At 69.8% G+C, this 16,864-nt stretch carries 15 protein-coding genes; 8 read left to right on the plus strand and 7 right to left on the minus strand.

The annotated features are described in order from the left end of the window. Positions 1-5: 5 nt before the first annotated feature. From mreD to AC07OQ_RS02135, 3 genes are read right to left on the minus strand one after another with little or no spacing between them, the layout of a single operon-like run. Positions 6-524 (minus strand): rod shape-determining protein MreD, encoded by a 519-nt coding sequence (gene mreD / locus AC07OQ_RS02125; protein ID WP_495051435.1) that lies wholly within the window; start codon positions 522-524, stop codon positions 6-8. Next, entirely contained in the window at positions 521-1,462 is a 942-nt protein-coding gene (gene mreC, locus AC07OQ_RS02130; protein WP_495051436.1) for a rod shape-determining protein MreC, read from the minus strand. The genes mreD and mreC overlap by 4 nt, the downstream gene beginning before the upstream one ends. A gap of 57 nt (positions 1,463-1,519) precedes the next feature. Then, entirely contained in the window at positions 1,520-2,563 is a 1,044-nt protein-coding gene (locus tag AC07OQ_RS02135; protein WP_195794858.1) for a rod shape-determining protein, read from the minus strand. Between the two features lie 283 nt (positions 2,564-2,846). On the opposite strand from AC07OQ_RS02135, the gene gatC reads away from it, so the two are divergent. The 3 genes from gatC to gatB are packed head-to-tail and all read left to right on the plus strand — an operon-like array spanning position 2,847 to position 6,098. Beyond that, entirely contained in the window at positions 2,847-3,146 is a 300-nt protein-coding gene (gene gatC, locus AC07OQ_RS02140; protein ID WP_495051437.1) for an Asp-tRNA(Asn)/Glu-tRNA(Gln) amidotransferase subunit GatC, read from the plus strand. Positions 3,147-3,148: 2 nt separating this feature from the next. Further along, positions 3,149-4,642, plus strand: coding sequence for an Asp-tRNA(Asn)/Glu-tRNA(Gln) amidotransferase subunit GatA (gene gatA / locus AC07OQ_RS02145; protein WP_495051666.1), 1,494 nt, complete (start codon positions 3,149-3,151; stop codon positions 4,640-4,642). Between the two features lies 1 nt (position 4,643). Continuing rightward, complete coding sequence (gene gatB, locus AC07OQ_RS02150) at positions 4,644-6,098, plus strand: Asp-tRNA(Asn)/Glu-tRNA(Gln) amidotransferase subunit GatB (RefSeq protein WP_495051438.1); 1,455 nt, start codon at positions 4,644-4,646, stop codon at positions 6,096-6,098. An 86-nt stretch (positions 6,099-6,184) separates the two neighbouring features. Here the strand turns inward: gatB and AC07OQ_RS02155 are convergent, their stop codons facing one another. The 3 genes from AC07OQ_RS02155 to AC07OQ_RS02165 form a co-directional block, all read right to left on the minus strand. Further along, on the minus strand, positions 6,185-6,844 hold the full coding sequence (locus AC07OQ_RS02155; RefSeq protein WP_495051439.1) for a hypothetical protein: 660 nt from the start codon (positions 6,842-6,844) through the stop codon (positions 6,185-6,187). Then, positions 6,844-7,521 carry an orotate phosphoribosyltransferase gene (pyrE, locus tag AC07OQ_RS02160; protein WP_495051440.1) on the minus strand — a complete coding sequence of 226 codons (678 nt, stop codon included), beginning with the start codon at positions 7,519-7,521 and terminating at the stop codon, positions 6,844-6,846. Before pyrE ends, AC07OQ_RS02155 begins: the two co-directional genes overlap by 1 nt. Before the next feature lie 97 nt (positions 7,522-7,618). Further along, a complete protein-coding gene (locus AC07OQ_RS02165; protein ID WP_495051441.1) occupies positions 7,619-9,841 on the minus strand; it encodes a TonB-dependent receptor in 2,223 nt (740 codons plus the stop codon). Between the two features lie 212 nt (positions 9,842-10,053). Here AC07OQ_RS02165 and AC07OQ_RS02170 point away from each other — a divergent pair, with 212 nt between their 5' ends. Beyond that, positions 10,054-10,842, plus strand: coding sequence for an exodeoxyribonuclease III (locus AC07OQ_RS02170; protein WP_495051442.1), 789 nt, complete (start codon positions 10,054-10,056; stop codon positions 10,840-10,842). On the opposite strand, the gene AC07OQ_RS02175 is transcribed toward AC07OQ_RS02170, so the two are convergent. Continuing rightward, a complete protein-coding gene (locus AC07OQ_RS02175; RefSeq protein WP_495051443.1) occupies positions 10,824-11,300 on the minus strand; it encodes a Cd(II)/Pb(II)-responsive transcriptional regulator in 477 nt (158 codons plus the stop codon). The genes AC07OQ_RS02170 and AC07OQ_RS02175 overlap by 19 nt on opposite strands. A gap of 51 nt (positions 11,301-11,351) precedes the next feature. Between AC07OQ_RS02175 and AC07OQ_RS02180 the strand changes: the two genes are divergently transcribed. The 4 genes from AC07OQ_RS02180 (at position 11,352) to AC07OQ_RS02195 (ending at position 16,844) form a co-directional block, all read left to right on the plus strand. After that, entirely contained in the window at positions 11,352-13,583 is a 2,232-nt protein-coding gene (locus AC07OQ_RS02180) for a heavy metal translocating P-type ATPase (RefSeq protein ID WP_495051444.1), read from the plus strand. A 96-nt stretch (positions 13,584-13,679) separates the two neighbouring features. After that, positions 13,680-15,146: a peptide MFS transporter gene (locus AC07OQ_RS02185; protein ID WP_495051445.1), complete on the plus strand. Its 1,467-nt coding sequence runs from the start codon at positions 13,680-13,682 to the stop codon at positions 15,144-15,146. 18 nt (positions 15,147-15,164) lie between these two features. After that, positions 15,165-15,509 (plus strand): hypothetical protein, encoded by a 345-nt coding sequence (locus tag AC07OQ_RS02190; protein ID WP_495051446.1) that lies wholly within the window; start codon positions 15,165-15,167, stop codon positions 15,507-15,509. Between the two features lie 72 nt (positions 15,510-15,581). Beyond that, complete coding sequence (locus AC07OQ_RS02195; RefSeq protein ID WP_495051447.1) at positions 15,582-16,844, plus strand: TolC family protein; 1,263 nt, start codon at positions 15,582-15,584, stop codon at positions 16,842-16,844. The last annotated feature ends 20 nt before the right edge of the window (positions 16,845-16,864 follow it).

Raw genomic sequence — 16,864 nt, forward strand, 5'->3', positions numbered from 1 at the left:
CGCGCTCAAAGCGGGCGATGCGCGTCGGGATCGGGCGGCCGGCGCTGCGGTGCCAGCAGCAGCCAGGAGGCCACCGGCCACAGCAACGCCTCGAACAGCGGCGCCAGCAGCAGGGACCAGCCCGGCCACATGCCCCCCACCAGCAGACGCACCGCCAGCGACACCGCATGGGCCAGCACGAACAGCGGCAGGATCTGCGCCGCCTGGCCCGACAGGCCGAACCACAGCAGGCGCCGGTGCATCGCGATCGCGCCGAAACTCAGCACGCTGTAGGCCAGCGCATGCTGGCCCAGCAGCGCGCCGTGCTGCACATCCACCAGCAGGCCGAACACGAAGGCCCAGCCCACGCCGACGCGGCGCGGCTGATGCACGTTCCAGAACACCAGCACCAGGGCCAGCACGTCCGGCATCGCGCTCTGGCGGCCGATCGGCACCATGTCGACGACCAGGGCCAGCAAGAGACTGACGGCGATGAAGAGCGGATTGGCCGGCAGCAGCAGCTGGTCGCCACGCGGCATGATCATGGCCTGGCTCCCGATGACTTGGCGCCGGCACGCGCGGGCGCCGATGCGGCCGCCGAGGCCGCCTGCGCCTCCTTGCGCGCCTTGCCCAGCTCCTGCAGCTGGCCCAGCACCAGCACATGGCGCACGTTGTCGAGCTGCACCACCGGCCGCAACGCCACGCGCGCGAAGCTGCTGTCGCCGCGCCGCTCCACCGCGCTGACCCTGGCCACCGGCAGGCCGGACGGATAGACCCCATCCAGGCCCGAGGTGGTCAGCAGGTCATCCTGTTTGACGTCGGCGTTGGCGGCCATGAAGCGCAGCTCCATGCCGCCGCCGTCGGCCCCGCCAAAGGCGGCACCGCGCTGCTGGCTGCGCGTATTGAGCACGGGAATCGCGGCATCCTTGTCGGACAGCAGGGTCACCTCGGACGAGAACATATAGACCCGCGTCACCTGACCGACCACGCCGGCATCGTTGATCACCGGGGCGCCGGCCTGCACGCCCTGTTCGCTGCCGCGGTCGATCACGACGCGACGCGAATAGGGGTCGGCCGCCTCGTACAGCACCTCGGCCGCGACGGCCGGCACCGACAGCGCCGGGCGCAGGTCCAGCAAGGCCCGCAGGCGCTGGTTCTCGGCCTGCAGCTGGGAGGCGCTGGACAGCGCTTGAGCCTGCTGCACCAGCTGGCGGCGCGCCTGATCCTCGGCCGCCATCGCGCGCTCGGTGCCGCGCAGATAGTCCTGCGCCCGTTCCCAGGCGTCGACCGGCGCCAGCAGCGCCCGCTGCACCGGCTGCAGCAGCAGGGCCAGCACGGCGCGCGCCGGCGTGGCCAGCTTGAAGCGCGCGTCCGCCACCATCAGGAAGACGGCCAGCGCGGCGCAGAACAGCAGCTTGGTCAGCGCCGACATGCCCTGGCGGAAGAACGGCGGCGGGGTGCGATCCAGGGTGCCCAGTGGCATGGCGTAGCGAGAGTCAGATCGCGGTTGGAACGAGGGCCCGCAGGCCCGGACAGAGACTTACTCCGAGGTGAAGATCGAACCCAGGCGCTCCATGCGCTCCAGCGCCATGCCGCAACCGCGCACCACGCAGGTCAGCGGGTCCTCGGCCACCAGCACCGGCAGGCCGGTTTCCTCGGCCAGCAGGCGGTCCAGGTCGCGCAGCAGCGCGCCGCCGCCGGTCAGCATCATGCCGCGCTCGGCGATGTCGGCGCCCAGTTCGGGCGGGGTCTGCTCCAGCGCGTTCTTCACCGCCGAGACGATCTGGTTCAGCGGATCGGTCAGCGCTTCCAGGATCTCGTTGGACGAGATCGTGAAGCTGCGCGGCACGCCTTCGGAAAGGTTACGGCCCTTGACCTCCATCTCCTTGACCTCGGAGCCGGGGAAGGCCGAGCCGATGTTCTTCTTGATCGCCTCGGCGGTGGGCTCGCCGATCAGCATGCCGTAGTTGCGGCGGATGTAGTTGATGATGGCCTCGTCGAACTTGTCGCCGCCGACGCGGACGCTGCCCTTGTAGACCATGCCGCCCAGCGAGATCACGCCGACCTCGGTGGTGCCGCCGCCGATGTCGACGACCATCGAGCCGCTGGCCTCCGAAACCGGCAGGCCGGCGCCGATCGCGGCGGCCATCGGCTCCTCGATCAGATAGACCTCGGAAGCACCGGCGCCCAGCGCCGATTCGCGGATCGCACGGCGCTCGACCTGGGTGGAGCCGCAGGGCACGCAGATGATGATCCTCGGGCTCGGCTTGAGCATCTTCGAGTCATGCACCATCTTGATGAACTGCTTGAGCATCTGCTCGGTGACCGTGAAGTCGGCGATCACGCCGTCCTTCATCGGGCGGATCGCCTCGATATTGCCGGGCACCTTGCCCAGCATGGCCTTGGCCTCGGCGCCAACGGCCTGGATGGTCTTCTTGCCGTTCGGGCCGCCTTCGTGACGGATCGCGACGACCGAGGGTTCGTCGAGCACGATGCCCTTGCCGCGGACGTAGATCAGGGTGTTGGCGGTGCCGAGGTCGATGGCGAGGTCGGTCGAAAAGTAGCGACGCAGGGAAGCGAACATGGTGTGTGTGGAGCGCCAGTCAGGAGGGCATCTGAGCCGTGGGTTGAGATCGCGCTATGGACTGGCTTGGAGGGTTCAAAAATAGGGCAGCCCTGAGAATCACCAGAGGGCTGCCGCCGGACTTGTTCGCACCATGTGCAACGAGGCCGCGTGGCCTTGGCAAGCCACGCAGCCCCGTTGCCATGGAGATAAGCGGAGATAATACCCGATCACCCCCGCATTCCCTTGCTCGCAAGCCCGCATCGGGCCTTGTTTTTTGCCACTTTTGGATACCGCCCGCCCCATGGCCCTGACCCCTCAAGACGTGAGCCGCATCGCCCACCTGGCCCGGCTGGAACTGGCCGAGCCCGAGCAGGCCGCCCTGCTCGGCCAGCTCAATGGCTTCTTCTCCATCGTCGAGCAGATGAGCGCGGTGGACACCAGCGGCGTCGAGCCGCTGTACACGCCGCTGTCCGCGGTGCAGGACGTGCGCCTGCGCCTGCGCGAGGACGCGGTCACCGAAACGAACCAGCGCGAACTGAACCAGCGCAGCGCTCCCGCCGTCGAGGACGGCCTGTTCCTGGTTCCCAAGGTGATCGAATAATGATGACGACGAAGTCCCTGCACGAGATGGGCGTGGCCGAACTGGGCCGCGCGCTGGCCGAGAAGGCCGTTTCCAGCCGCGAGGCGGCCCAACAGCTGCTTGCAAGAGTTACCGCTCACGAGGCCCTGGGGGCCTTCCTGCATGTCGATGCCGAGGCCGCACTGGCCGCCGCCGGCGCAGCCGACGCCCGCCGCGCCGCCGGCGAGGCGGGCGCCCTGCTGGGCGTGCCGCTGGCCCACAAGGACATCTTCGTCACCCGGGACATGCCGACCACGGCCGGCTCGAAGATGCTGGCCGGCTACCGCAGCCCCTTCGACGCGACCGTGGTCGCCAGGCTGAAGGCGGCCGGCACGGTCTCGCTGGGCAAGCTGAACTGCGACGAGTTCGCGATGGGCTCGGCCAACGAGAACTCGGCCTACAAGCCGGTGGCCAATCCCTGGGACAAGAGCCGCGTGCCCGGCGGCTCTTCGGGCGGCTCGGCCGCCGCGGTGGCCGCGCGCCTGGTGCCGGCCACCACCGGCACCGACACCGGCGGCTCGATCCGCCAGCCGGCCAGCTTCACCGGCATCACCGGCATCAAGCCGACCTATGGCGTCTGCTCGCGCTACGGCATGATCGCCTTCGCCTCCAGCCTGGACCAGGCCGGCCCGATGGCCCGCTCGGCCGAGGACTGCGCGCTGCTGCTGGCGGCGATGAGCGGCTTCGACGAGCGCGACGCCACCAGCATCCAGCAGCCGCCGCAGGACTTCCACGCCCAGATGCTCATCCAGCGCGAGGGGGCGACCGCGGCCCAGCCGCTGAAGGGCCTGCGCATCGGCCTGCCCAGGGAATTCTTCCCGGCCGGCCTGAGCGGCGATGTCGACAAGGCGGTGCGCCAGGGGCTGGCCGAGCTGGAGAAGCTGGGCGCGACCCTGGTCGACGTCAGCCTGCCGCGCACCGAGCTGGCGATTCCGGTCTACTACATCATCGCGCCGGCCGAGGCCAGCTCGAACCTCTCCCGCTTCGACGGCGTCAAGTTCGGCCACCGCGCCGCGCAGTACGACGATCTGCTGGACATGTACAAGAAGACCCGCGCCGAAGGCTTCGGCGCCGAGGTCAAGCGCCGCATCATGATCGGCACCTATGTGCTCTCCCATGGCTACTACGACGCCTACTACCTGCAGGCGCAGAAGCTGCGCCGCATGATCGCCGACGATTTCCAGCAGGCCTTCACGCAATGCGACCTGATCGCCGGCCCGGTGGCACCGACGGTGGCCTGGAAAAGCGGCGAGCAGGGCGACGATCCGGTCAAGGCCTACCTGGCCGACATCTTCACCCTGCCCGGCTCGCTGGCCGGCCTGCCCGGCATGAGCGTGCCGGTGGGCTTCGGCGAAAACGGCATGCCCGTGGGCCTGCAGCTGCTGGGCAACTATTTCAAGGAGGGTCAGCTCTTGCATGCGGCCCATGCCTTGCAGCAGGCGACCGATTGGCACCAGCAGGCCCCGGCAGGATATTGATATGACGAGCAGCAGCAGCAAACTCATCCGCGGCTACGAGGTCGTGATCGGGCTGGAGAACCATGTCCAGCTCTCCACCGCATCGAAGATCTTCAGCGGTGCCTCCACCGCCTTCGGCGCCGAACCCAACACCCAGGCCTCGCCGGTGGACCTGGCCCTGCCCGGCACGCTGCCGGTCTTGAACCGCGCCGCGGTCGAGCGCGCGATCCGCTTCGGCCTGGCGGTCGACGCCAAGGTGGCGCCGCTGTCGATCTTCGCGCGCAAGAACTACTTCTATCCCGACCTGCCCAAGGGCTACCAGATCAGCCAGTTCGAGATCCCGGTGGTGCAGGGCGGCCATATCGAATTCTTCGTCGGCGACGCGAAGAAGTCGGTGCGCCTGACCCGCGCCCATCTGGAAGAGGACGCGGGCAAGAGCCTGCACGAGGACTACCACGGCCAGAGCGGCATCGACCTGAACCGCGCCGGCACGCCCCTGCTGGAGATCGTCTCCGAGCCCGATCTGCGCTCCGGCGCCGAGGCCGCCGAGTACGCCAAGACCCTGCACGCCCTGGTGATGTGGCTCGGGATCTGCGACGGCAATATGCAGGAGGGCTCGTTCCGCTGCGACGTCAACGTTTCGGTGCGCAAGCCCGGGCAACCCTATGGCACGCGCCGCGAGATCAAGAACCTGAACAGCTTCCGCTATCTCTTGCAGGCGGTGGACTACGAGGTCAACTGGCAGATCGACCAGATCGAGGACGGGCTGCCGATCCAGCAGGCCACGGTGCTGTTCAACCCCGACACCGGCGAGACCCGCGCGATGCGCAGCAAGGAGGACTCGGCCGACTACCGCTACTTCCCCGATCCCGACCTGCCGCCGCTGGTGATCGCGCCGGAATGGGTGGAGCGGGTGAAGGGCGAGATGCCGGAGCTGCCGGCCGTGATGGCCAAGCGCTTCCAGCAGGTCGATGGCCTGCCGGCCTATGACGCGACGATGATGACCGCGAGCCTCGCGACCGCGCGCTACTACGAGGCCGCGCGCGACGCCTGCAAGGCGCCCAAGCTGGTGGCCAACTGGCTGCAGGGCGAGTTCTCGCGCCGCCTCAATGCCGAGGAGCGCGAGATCGATGCCAGCCCGGTGAGCGCCGCGACGCTGGCCGCGCTGATCGGCCGCATCCAGGACGGCACGATCTCCAACAATGCCGCGCGCCAGGTCTTCGAGGCGCTGTGGGCCGGCGAGGGTTCCGACGTGGATGCGCTGATCGAGGCCAAGGGCCTGAAGCAGATGAGCGACACCGGCGAGCTGGAGCGCATCCTCGACGAGGTGCTGGCCGCCAATGCGAAATCGGTGGAGGAGTTCCGCGCCGGCAAGGACAAGGCCTTCAACGCGCTGGTGGGTCAGGCCATGAAGGCCACCAAGGGCAAGGCCAATCCGGCCGCGGTGAACGAGCTGCTGAAGAAAAAGCTTGGCTGAGCCCGCACCGAGGCGAGTGCCCGCGCACTCGCCGACGCCGGGCGAAGGACTGTCCGCGTCTCGCGCGGACAGGCTGGGCGATCAGCTCAGTCCAAACTGCCGGCCGGGGCACCCGCCCAGAGCTTCTTGAGCCGCGCCAGCTCGGCGTCGTAGAGCTTGTTGATGCGCACCAGCTCGGCCCTCTGGTTCTCGATCAGCACACGCTGCGCCTCGGTGGTCACCTCGTTGGCATCGAGCGCCTGCTTCAGCTTGGCCGGCAGCGGCTTGCCCTTGTAGAACTCGGTCTCGTCCAGCAGCGGCTTGCGCTCGACGGCCAGTTCCTGGACGCGCTTCTCCGACAGGTGCATGGCCGTCGTGACGTCGTCCAGCGCCGCGTCACGGGCGCGCTGGTGCGAGGCCGCATCGCGATAGCGCTGCATCAGATTGCGGTCACGCCGCATGCCGTCCTGCAGCGCCGCGCGCTCCAGCGCCGCCTTGCGTTCCTTCGCCTCGTAGGCGGTGCGCTCCTCGGGCGACATGGCGGGCGGCACGATGGCGCGCAGCGAGCCGTCGGCATTGAGGATGCGCTGTTCGCGGCTGTTGCATTCGGCGATCAGGCGGTCCGAGGTCAGACGGCGGCCGTCGGACGTGATGCAGCTGTAGATCGCGCCCAAGCCGGCGCCCGGCTTGGGCTGGGCCCAACTCGGTGCCGCGCCGAGGATCAGAGCGGACAGGGAGACGAGGACGGGGGCAAGGGGCTTGCTCATCAGACTCCGTAGCGATCTCGATAGGCCTGCACCGCGGCCTGATGGCCGGCGGCGGCGGGGTTGCTGGTGGTCTGAAGATACTGCAGCAAGTCCGCCAGGCCGGCAATCGCAATCACCGGCAGCCGCAGCTGCTGCGTGACGTATTGCACCGCCGACTGTTGGGCTTCGACGCCGTTCTCGGCGGTCGCCTTCTCCTGGCGGTCCAGCGCGATCGCCACGCCGCAGGGCTCGGCACCGGCCGCCTTGATCATCGCGATCGATTCGCGCACCGAGGTGCCGGCCGAGATCACGTCGTCGATGATCAAGACCCGACCCTGGACCTTGGCGCCGACCAGGGTGCCGCCCTCGCCATGATCCTTGGCTTCCTTGCGGTTGTAGGCAAAGGGCTTGTTGTGCCCCAGGCGCGCCAGCTCCATCGACACCGCCGCGGCCAAGGTGATGCCCTTGTAGGCGGGCCCGAAGATCATGTCGAACTGCAGGCCGGAGGCGATCAGGCGCTGGGCGTAGAAGCCGGCGAGGCGGCCGAGCTTGGCGCCATCGTCGAACAGGCCGGCGTTGAAGAAGTAGGGGCTCAGGCGCCCGGCCTTGGTCTTGAACTCGCCGAAGCGCAGCACGCCGGCCTCCACCGCGAAGGCGACGAATTCCTGGGCCAGGGGATCGGGGGGGCTGCTGCTCATGGGTCGTGCTCGAATGGGATCGGAGGGCATTGTAGAGGCCATGAAAAAGGCCCGGCCCCTCGCGGGACCGGGCCTCGGGCCGGACGGCCGGCGCTTCTTAGAACAGCGCCTTGAACTGCACGCCGTAGGTGCGCGGGTCGTTGATGAAACCGGTCAGGTTGTTGAAGTCGATCGCGCCGGTGGTCACCACCTTGTTGGTGATGTTGCGGGCGAAGCCGGCCACCTCGTACTTGCCGTTGTTCCAGATGTAGCCGACGCGCAGGCCGCCTTCGGTCAACGACTTGCCGGTGAATTCCACCGCGTCGTAGAGGAAGAAGTTGACCTTGGAGCGGTAGGCCCAGTCGGTGTAGACATAGAACTCGTTGCCGTCGGCGGTCGGGATGGCGTAGCGGGCCGTCAGGTTGGCGGTCCACTTCGGCGCCTGCGGCAGCGGGTTGCCGTCGATCAGCACGGTGTCGGAGAACTTGAAGTTGGCCGGGTCGCGCGGCACGGTGATCGGGTCGCGCAGGGTGCACAGCGAGCCGCAGGCCTCGACCTGCAAGCCGCGCTCCTTCAGCTCGGTCTTGTTGTAGCTGCCGCCCATGGTCAGCAGCAGGTTGTCGGTGGGCAGCACCTCGAGGTTGAATTCGACCCCCTGGCCGGTGGCCTTCTTGGCGTTGATCAGGCGGTTGGCGTTGTTGCCGCCACCCACGGCCGTCAGCTGCTGGTCCTGGACCTCATAGCTGAAGACAGCGGCCGACAGGCGGGCGCGGCGGTTCCACAGATCGGCCTTGACGCCCAGCTCGATGGACTTGACGTCCTCGGGCTTGGCCTGCGACTGCGGGTTGAACTCGGCCGCCGGCTGGATCGAGGAGGCGCGGAAGCCGGTCGCGTAGCGCACATAGACATTGGTGTCCTTGTTCAGCGCATAGGTGGCCGAGGCGTCCCAGTTCCACTTCGAGTCGTCGGTGTGGGCGGTGGTGCCGGTGCTGGTGTTCAGACGCGAAGGATCGGTGGTGCCGGTCGACAGGTCCTTCTTGTCCTTGGTGTAGCGCAGACCGCCGCGCAGCTTCAGGCGCTCGCTGAGGTCGTAGTTGACCGAGCCGAACACCGCCCAGGCTTTGTTGGTCTGGTAGGTGCTGGTGGTCAGCGGGGCGATGTAGTCGACCGCCTTGATCGTGTACTTCTCGTCGAACAGGTAGACGCCGCCCTGCCAGCGGAACGGGCCCGGCGCGGTCGATTCCAGGCGCACTTCCTGGCTCAGCTGGCGGTGGCCGGTCAGCGCGTCCGAGGTCTCGACCGGGAAGTTGGCCTGGAAGGGGCCGGGCGGGAAGGCGTAGACGGAGGCGCCATCAATGTCGCCGCGGCTGAAGGGCTTGACCGTCTCGTAGCCGGTGATCGAGTAGATGTTGAAGCCGTCCAGCGACCACTTCAGTCGCGCGCTGGCACCGCTATGCTTCAGATCCTGGGTATTGGTGCCGTCGATGGAGACACGCTTGGGGTCGAAGCCGTCGACCAGGTCGTTGGTGCCGGGCTTGATGATGCTGCCGCGGAACAGGCGCGGGCTGCCGTCCAGGTCGCGGTGGTGCACATTGAACAACGCGCTGAACTGCTTGTGCGGTTCGTACAGGGCCTGCAGGCGCACCGCGGCGTCGCGGTAGCCCTCGGTCTCGCGGGTGCCGGTGGCATTGGTGTTCTTGACCCAGTCGTCGCGGCGCTGCACCAGGCCGGAAACGCGGGCCGACCAGTCGCCGGTCAGCGGCAGGTTGGCGGCTCCCTCGGCATTGATCGTGCCGTAGCGTCCATAGGACAGGCTGACATAGCCGTCCTGCTTCTGGCTCGGGCGCACCGAGTCGAACTTGACCACGCCGGCCGGCGTGTTGCGCCCGAACAGCGTGCCCTGCGGGCCGGCGATCACCTCCACCGCCTTCAGGTCGAAGACCGGGAAGCCCTTCAGGATCGGGTTCTCCTGGATCACGTCGTCATAGACCACCGAGACCGGCTGCGAGGCGTTCAGGCGGAAGTCGGTGTTGCCGTAGCCGCGGATGTAGAAGCGCGGATAGGCGCGGCCGAACGAGGACTCGATGTTCAGGCTGGGCACGCGGCCCGACAGGAAGCGCACGTCCTGGCCGCCGGAGGCCAGCACGTCGAGCCTCTCGCCGCTGATGCTGGAGACGGAGGTCGGCACATCCTTGATGTTCTCGACGCGGCGCTCGGCCGTGATGACGACGGTGTCCAGCTGGGTCTTGTCGCTGGTCTGGGCCAGGGCCGGCCAGGCGGCCAGCGCCAGGCTCACGGACAGGGCCAGCTGCAAGGGGCGATTGGCTTGGGGCTTGCGCATGCAGTACTCCGGGGAGAGAGAAAGAGGGGTAGTGAGGACTCGGGGCATGAGGTGCGGTCGCGGCGCGGGCCGCGCTCGACAAACGCTCGAATCTAGCAATTCGCATGCCGAGCAGTCACCTAAATGTCACAGCGCAGGGCTTTTTTGTTGCTAAAACCCCGCGCCGGGTCGGCTGCGATACTGCGGGCCTTCTTCCCATTGCCGCCCGTTCCATGCGTTTCATCACCGCCAACCTCAATGGCATCCGCTCCGCCGCCACCAAGGGCTTCTTCGACTGGATGCCGCAGCAGCGGGCCGACGCCGTGGGCGTGCAGGAGGTCAAGGCCCAGCAGGACGTGGTCGAGGGCCAGTTCTGCACCCACGACACCCTGAAGGGCCATTTCCACTACGCGCAGAAGAAGGGCTATTCCGGCGTGGGTCTCTACACCGCCGAGGAGCCCAGCGACGTCATCTACGGCATCGGCGTCGACGAGTTCGACTTCGAGGGCCGCTGGGTCGAGAAGCGCTTCGACAAGCCCGGCCGCAAGCTCAGCCTGATCAGCTGCTACTTCCCCAGCGGCTCCAGCGGCGAGGAGCGCCAGCAGGCCAAGTTCCGCTTCCTGGCCGCAATCTACCCGCACCTGATGCAGCTGAAGGGCGAGCGCGAATTCATCCTGGTCGGCGACGTCAACATCGCCCACAAGGAGATCGATCTGAAGAACTGGAAGGGCAATCTGAAGAACAGCGGTTTCCTGCCCGAGGAGCGCGCCTGGGTCACGCAGCTGATAGCCCCCGACCAGGGCGGCCTGGTCGACGTGTTCCGCACGCTCAACGACCAGCCCGAGCAATACACCTGGTGGAGCAACCGCGGCCAGGCCTATGCGAAGAACGTGGGCTGGCGCCTGGACTACCACTTCGCGACGCCCAAGCTGGCGGCGCTGGCCCAGCGCGAAGCCATCTTCACCGGCATCAAGTTCAGCGACCATGCGCCGCTGACCATCGACTACGACTTCTCGATCTGATACGGACCGGTCTCGGCCGGCGCCCGCCGGGCCGGCTCATGGCAGGCGCAGGCCTCGCCATGCGCCGCCGCCACCAGCTCCTCCAGGATGCCGCAGCCATGATTTGCATGGTCGGCATCGCAGCGGGCGCGCAGCGCCACCAGCTGTTTCTCCAGCGCCTGCATGCTGGCCAGGCGCGCGCGCACCTTGGCGAGTTGCGCCTCGACCAGGCCATCCACCTCGGCCAGCCGGGACGCATCGCGCGTCTGCAGGCTGTCCAGCAGCAGGGCCACGTCGGCCAGCGACATGTCCAGCGCGCGGCAATGCCGGATGAAGGCCAGGCGTTCCAGATGCTGCTGGGTGTAGGCGCGGTAGCCGTTGGCGCTGCGCGCGGGCGCGCTCAGCAGCCCGCTCTTCTCGTAGAAGCGGATGGTTTCGATGTCGACCCCGGTGGCTTGGGCCATGGCTCCGATGCGCATGCGCCAAGCATAGCTTGACTCTGGAGCCGCTACAGGCTTTGCAATTGCGCCATGACGAGCACGAAGCATTCGCACGAGGCCTGCTGCGCCCACGGGCAGCATGATCACCAGGCGCCGGAAAACCGCCCGGCACCCGCCGTCGGGGCTGGCGCAAGGCGCAGCCGCCTCTATATCGCCGGCATGGACTGCCCCACGGAGGAGGCCCTGCTGCGCCAGGCGCTGCAGCCGCTGCCCGGCGTCCAGGCCCTGCATTTCGACCTGCTGGGCCGGGTGCTGAGCGTCGACCATGCCCTCGACGACGAGGCCCCGCTGCTGCGCGCCGTGGCCGCCACCGGCATGCAGGCCCAGGCGCTGCATGACGTCACGGCGGCGCCGCCCGCGCCCGGCCCGGCCGTGCCTAGCGCATTGCGCTGGCGCATGGGGCTGGCGGGCGCGGCCGCGGTGGCCGCCGAGGCCCTGGCCTTCGCCGGCTGGGGCGATGCTCACCCTGGCGTGATCGCGCTGGCGCTGGCCACCCTGGCACTGGGCGGCCTGGCCACCCTGCGCAAGGGTGTCATCGCGCTGCGCCATCTGCAGCTGAACATCCATCTGCTGATGAGCCTGGCCGTGCTGGGCGCCATCGCGCTGGGCCAATGGCCCGAGGCCGCGATGGTGGTCTGGCTGTTCGGCCTGGCCGAGATGCTGGAGGCGCTGAGCCTGGAGCGCGCGCGCAAGGCCATCCAGGCCCTGGCCGCGCTGGCGCCCGAAAGCGCGCTGATGCTGCAGGAGGGCGGCCAGTGGCAGCCGCGCGCGGCCGCCGCCATCCCGCTGGGTGCGCGCCTGCGCGTGCGCCCCGGCGAGCGGGTGGCGCTGGACGGCCGGGTGCTGAGCGGCGAATCGAGCGTCGACGAGGCGGCAATCAGCGGCGAAAGCCTGCCGGTCGCCAAGGGAGCTGGCGACACCCTGCTGGCCGGCAGCGTCAACCAGGCGGGCCTGCTGGAGATGGAGGTCACCGCGCCCAAGGGCCAGACCCTGCTGGACCGCATGGCCGAGGCCGTGCAGCAGGCGCAGGGCCAGCGTGCGCCGACGCAGCGCTTCGTCGACCGCTTCGCGCGCATCTACACCCCCATCGTCGTGCTGGGCGCGCTGGCGCTGGCCCTGCTGCCGCCGCTGCTGATGGCGGGCCAGGCTTGGGGCGACTGGTTCTACCGCGCCCTGGTGCTGCTGGTGATCGCCTGCCCCTGCGCGCTGGTGATCTCCACGCCGGTGACCATCGTCAGCGGCCTGGCCGCCGCGGCGCGGCGCGGCCTGCTGATCAAGGGCGGGCTCTACCTGGAGCAGGGCCGCCTGCTCAAGACCATCGCGCTGGACAAGACCGGCACCCTGACCGAGGGCCGGCCGGTGCTGACCGATGCGCTGCCGCTGGAGGCCGGCATGGACCGGGGCCAGGTCTTGCCAGTCTTGCCAGTCTTGCATATTGCCGCCGCACTGGCCGCGCTGTCCACCCACCCAGCCTCGGCCGCCATCGTCGCGGCGGCGCATGGCGCGCCACTGTTGCCGGTGCAGGATTTCGAATCGCTGGCGGGCCGCGGTCTGGCCGGGCGCATCGACGGCCAGGCCTGGCTGCTGGGCAGCGCGCGGCTGATGCGCGAGCGCGGCCTGCCGGACGGCGGGCCAGAGCGCGAGCGCCTGGAGGCCGATGGCAAGACCGTCAACGTGCTGGCGCGTGACGGCATCCCGGTCGCGCTGCTGGCCGTGGCCGACCCGCCGCGCGCCGCCAGCGCCGCGGTGATCCGCAGGCTGCACGCGCAGGGCCTGCGCTGCGTGATGTTGTCGGGCGACAACCCGGGCGCGGCCGCGGCCATCGGCCGCGCGGTCGGGCTGGACGAGGCGCATGGCGGCATGCTGCCCGAGGACAAGCTGGCCGCGATCGCCGCCCTCTCGGAATCGGCCGGCCCGGTGGCGATGGTGGGCGACGGCATCAATGACGCGCCGGCGCTGGCTCGCGCCGACATCGGCATCGCGATGGGTGCCGGCGGCACCGCGATCGCCGTCGAGGCGGCCGACGTGGCGCTGATGCGCGACGATCTGCAGCGCCTGCCGGAATTCATCGCGCTGTCGCGCCGCAGCGTCGCCGTGCTGTGGCAGAACATCGCGCTGGCCCTGGGGCTGAAGGCCGTCGTGCTGGCGCTGACGCTGACGGGACAGGGCTCGCTGTGGCTGGCGGTGTTCGCCGATGCCGGCGCCAGCGCGCTGGTCGTCCTCAATGGCCTGAGGCTGCTGCGCTGGCGCGGCCTGACATGAAGGTCCACCCCTACGCGCTGCGCGCGCGGCCGGGCGTCCGGCGCCGGACTTGCGGTCGGCGAAAATAGCCGGTTCTGCTCTTCGCCCGCCCCGTCCATGACGACCGCCTCCTCGCCCGCACCGCGCCGCCATCCTCCCGGCCTCAAGGTGATCTTCTTCACCGAGATGTGGGAGCGCTTCAGCTACTACGGCATGCGCGCGCTGCTGGTGCTCTACCTCGTCAACGCGCTGGGCTACGAGCGCGGCAACGCGCTGGAGCTGTATGGCATCTATACCGGCCTCGTCTACCTGACCCCGCTGGCCGGCGGCTATCTGGCCGACCGCTACCTGGGCATGCGCCGCGCCGCGGTGGTCGGTGCCACGGTGATGATGCTGGGCCATTTCGCGATGGCCTTCGAGCCGCTGCTGCACTTGGCGCTGGGCCTCTTGATCGTCGGCAACGGCTTCTTCAAGCCCAACACCTCGGCGATGGTGGGCGAGCTCTACGAGGGCGAGCACGACCCGCGGCGCGCCGGCGGCTACACGATCTTCTACATGGGTGTGAACCTGGGCGCGTTCCTGTCGCCGCTGGTGGCCGGCACCTTGGGCGAGAACGTCGGCTGGCACTGGGGCTTCGCCAGCGCCGGCGTCGGCATGGCCATCGGCCTCGGCGTGCTGTGGCGTGGCCAGCCCCTGCTGGGCCGGGCCGGACTGAAGGAAGGCCAGGCAGCGGTGGACACGCGCGATCTGCCCCGCATCCTGACCTGGTCGGCCGCCAGCGTGGCCCTGGTCTACGGCGCGCTGGCGCTGTGGAGCATGGTCTCCGGTGTGGTGGCCGGCTGGCCGCTGCCGCTGAAACTGGCGGTGGGCGGCGGCCTGTGCGCGCTGGCGCTTTGGCTGCCCGGCAAGCTGTCCGGCGGCCCGCAACCGGCGCCGCTGACGCGCGCCGAACGCGGTCGCGTGCTGGGCATCGCGATCGTCGTGTTTTTCGTGATCTTCTTCTGGATGGGCTTTGAGCAGGCCGGCGGAACGATGAGTCTGTTCGCCGACCGGCAGACCGACCGCCATGCCTTCGGCTGGGAGATCCCGGCCAGCTGGTTCCAGTCGATCAACCCGCTGGTGATCGTGCTGCTGGCGCCGGCGTTCTCGCTGCTGTGGACGCGGCTGGACCAGTCGCGCTTCGCACTGCCCGACATGGCCAAGCAGGCCCTGGGCATGATCGTGCTGGGCCTGGGCTTCGTGGTGATGCTGGCCGCGCAGACGCGCGCCGAGGCGCAGGGCATGGTGGGGCCGCAATGGCTGATCCTGGTCTATGTGCTGCACACGATCGGCGAGCTGATGCTCTCGCCGGTGGGCCTGTCGATGGTCTCGGCGCTGGCGCCGCAGCGCCTGGCCGGCCTGCTGATGGGCGTCTGGCTGCTGTCCTCGGCGGTGGCCAACTACCTGGCTGGCACGCTGGAGGCCCTGCTGGCCGGCAGCGGCATCCCGCTGTACGGCTTCCTGATCGCCTCGTCGATCGGCGCCGGCCTGCTGCTGCTGGCGCTGACGCCGGCGCTGAACCGGCTGATGCATCGCCAGGACTGAGTACACTCCGCCCCCATCATGCTGCGCCGTCTTGTGCTGATCCTGATGCTTGCCCTGCTGCCGGTCCAATGGACCTGGGCGGCCGCGGCCAGCGTCTGCCAGCACGAGGAGATCGGCCTCACGGACGAAGCCCGCGCGCATTTCGGCCATCACGAGCACCAGCATGAGGGGGCCCCTGCCGATGCCGGCGCCGACAGCGACTGCCCCAGCTGCCATTTCGCCGCACCCGTGCTGCCAATGCCGCAGCAGGGCGCCCAGGCGCCGCTGCTGGCGGCCAGCCCCGCCACGCCCTACCTGCGCTCCATCACCGCCGGCCTGCCCGAACGGCTGATCCGGCCACCCCACCAGCTCCTCGTCGCCTGATTCCCCGAGGGCCCGAGCGGTCCTCCCGCAGACGATCCGGCGGGCCCGCGCCCACCGACGACGAGGACTGTCATGACGAGAAAGAAGAAATCCCGGACGGGCGACCGTCTGGCGGGGGCGGCCATGCTGATGCTGCTGGCGCTGAGCACCCAGGCCCAGCCCCCGACCAGCCCCGCGCCCGCGACCCTGGCCCAGGCCTTCGAGGCCGCCTGGGCCCGCCAGCCCGAGGCCCTGGCCGGCGCCCAGCAGCGCGAGGCCGCCCTGGAGCGCCGGCGCACGGCCGAGCGCTGGACCTCCGAGGCCCCGGCGCTGGAACTGTCCGCCCGCAGCGACCGCTATCTGGATCGCAACGCGGGCCTGCGCGAGCAGGAGCTGGGCATCGCCGTGCCGCTGTGGCTGCCCGGCGAACGCCAGCGCAGCCAGGCCCTGGCCGCCGCCGAGCTGGACAGCGTGGCCAGCCGCAACGCGGCCGCCGCCTGGCGCCTGGCCGGCCAGCTGCGCGAGGCCTGGTGGACGCTGCAGCGGGCGCGCCAGAGCGAGGCGCTCGCGCAGGCCCGCGCGCAGAGCGCACGCAGCCTGGCGCAGGACGTGCTGCGCCGCGTCGCCGCCGGCGATCTGGCGCGCAGCGACGGCCATCAGGCCGAGGGTCAGGTGGCCGCGGCCGCGGCCGAACTGGCCCAGGCCCGGGCCGAGGCCGCACAGGCCGGCCAGGCCCTGCGCGCCCTGGGTGCGCCGCCGGAGCCGACCGCCCCCGACGGCGGCGAGCCCCTGCCGGAGGGCCTGGCCGGCGATGAGTTGCCGGCCCGGCATCCGGCGCTGCGCGAGCTGGATGACCGCCGCCTGCTGGCCGAGCGCAGCCGCTCGCTGGCGGCCGTGCAGGATCGCGCCAACCCCGAGCTGACCCTGACGACGACGCGCGAACGCGGTGCCTTCGGCGAGGCCTACGGGCGCAGCCTGACCCTGGGCCTGCGCATCCCATTCGGCAACGGCCCGGCCCAGCGCGCCAAGCTGGCCGATGCAGGCGCCGAGTTGGTCGCGGCCGAGGCCCAGCTGGCGCTGGAACGCCAGCGCCTGGCGGCCGAGCTGGCCACGGCGCACGCGCGCCTGGCCGCGGCCGATGCGGTGGTCGAGGCCGCCGCGCGCCGCGCCGCCCTGGCCGCCGAGGCGCGCGGCTTCATCGAAAAGTCCTTCCGCCTGGGCGAGAGCGACCTGCCGACGCGCCTGCGCGTCGAGCTGGAAGCCTTCGAGGCGCAGCGCCAGCAGGCGCTGGCCCGCCTGGCCCGCCAACAAGCCGTCTCCGCGCTGCGCCAGGCCCTGGGCCTGCTGCCGCAATGAACCCACGAAGAGCGATGCAC

The organism is Roseateles sp. GW821-FHT09B06 (genome assembly GCF_059418245.1).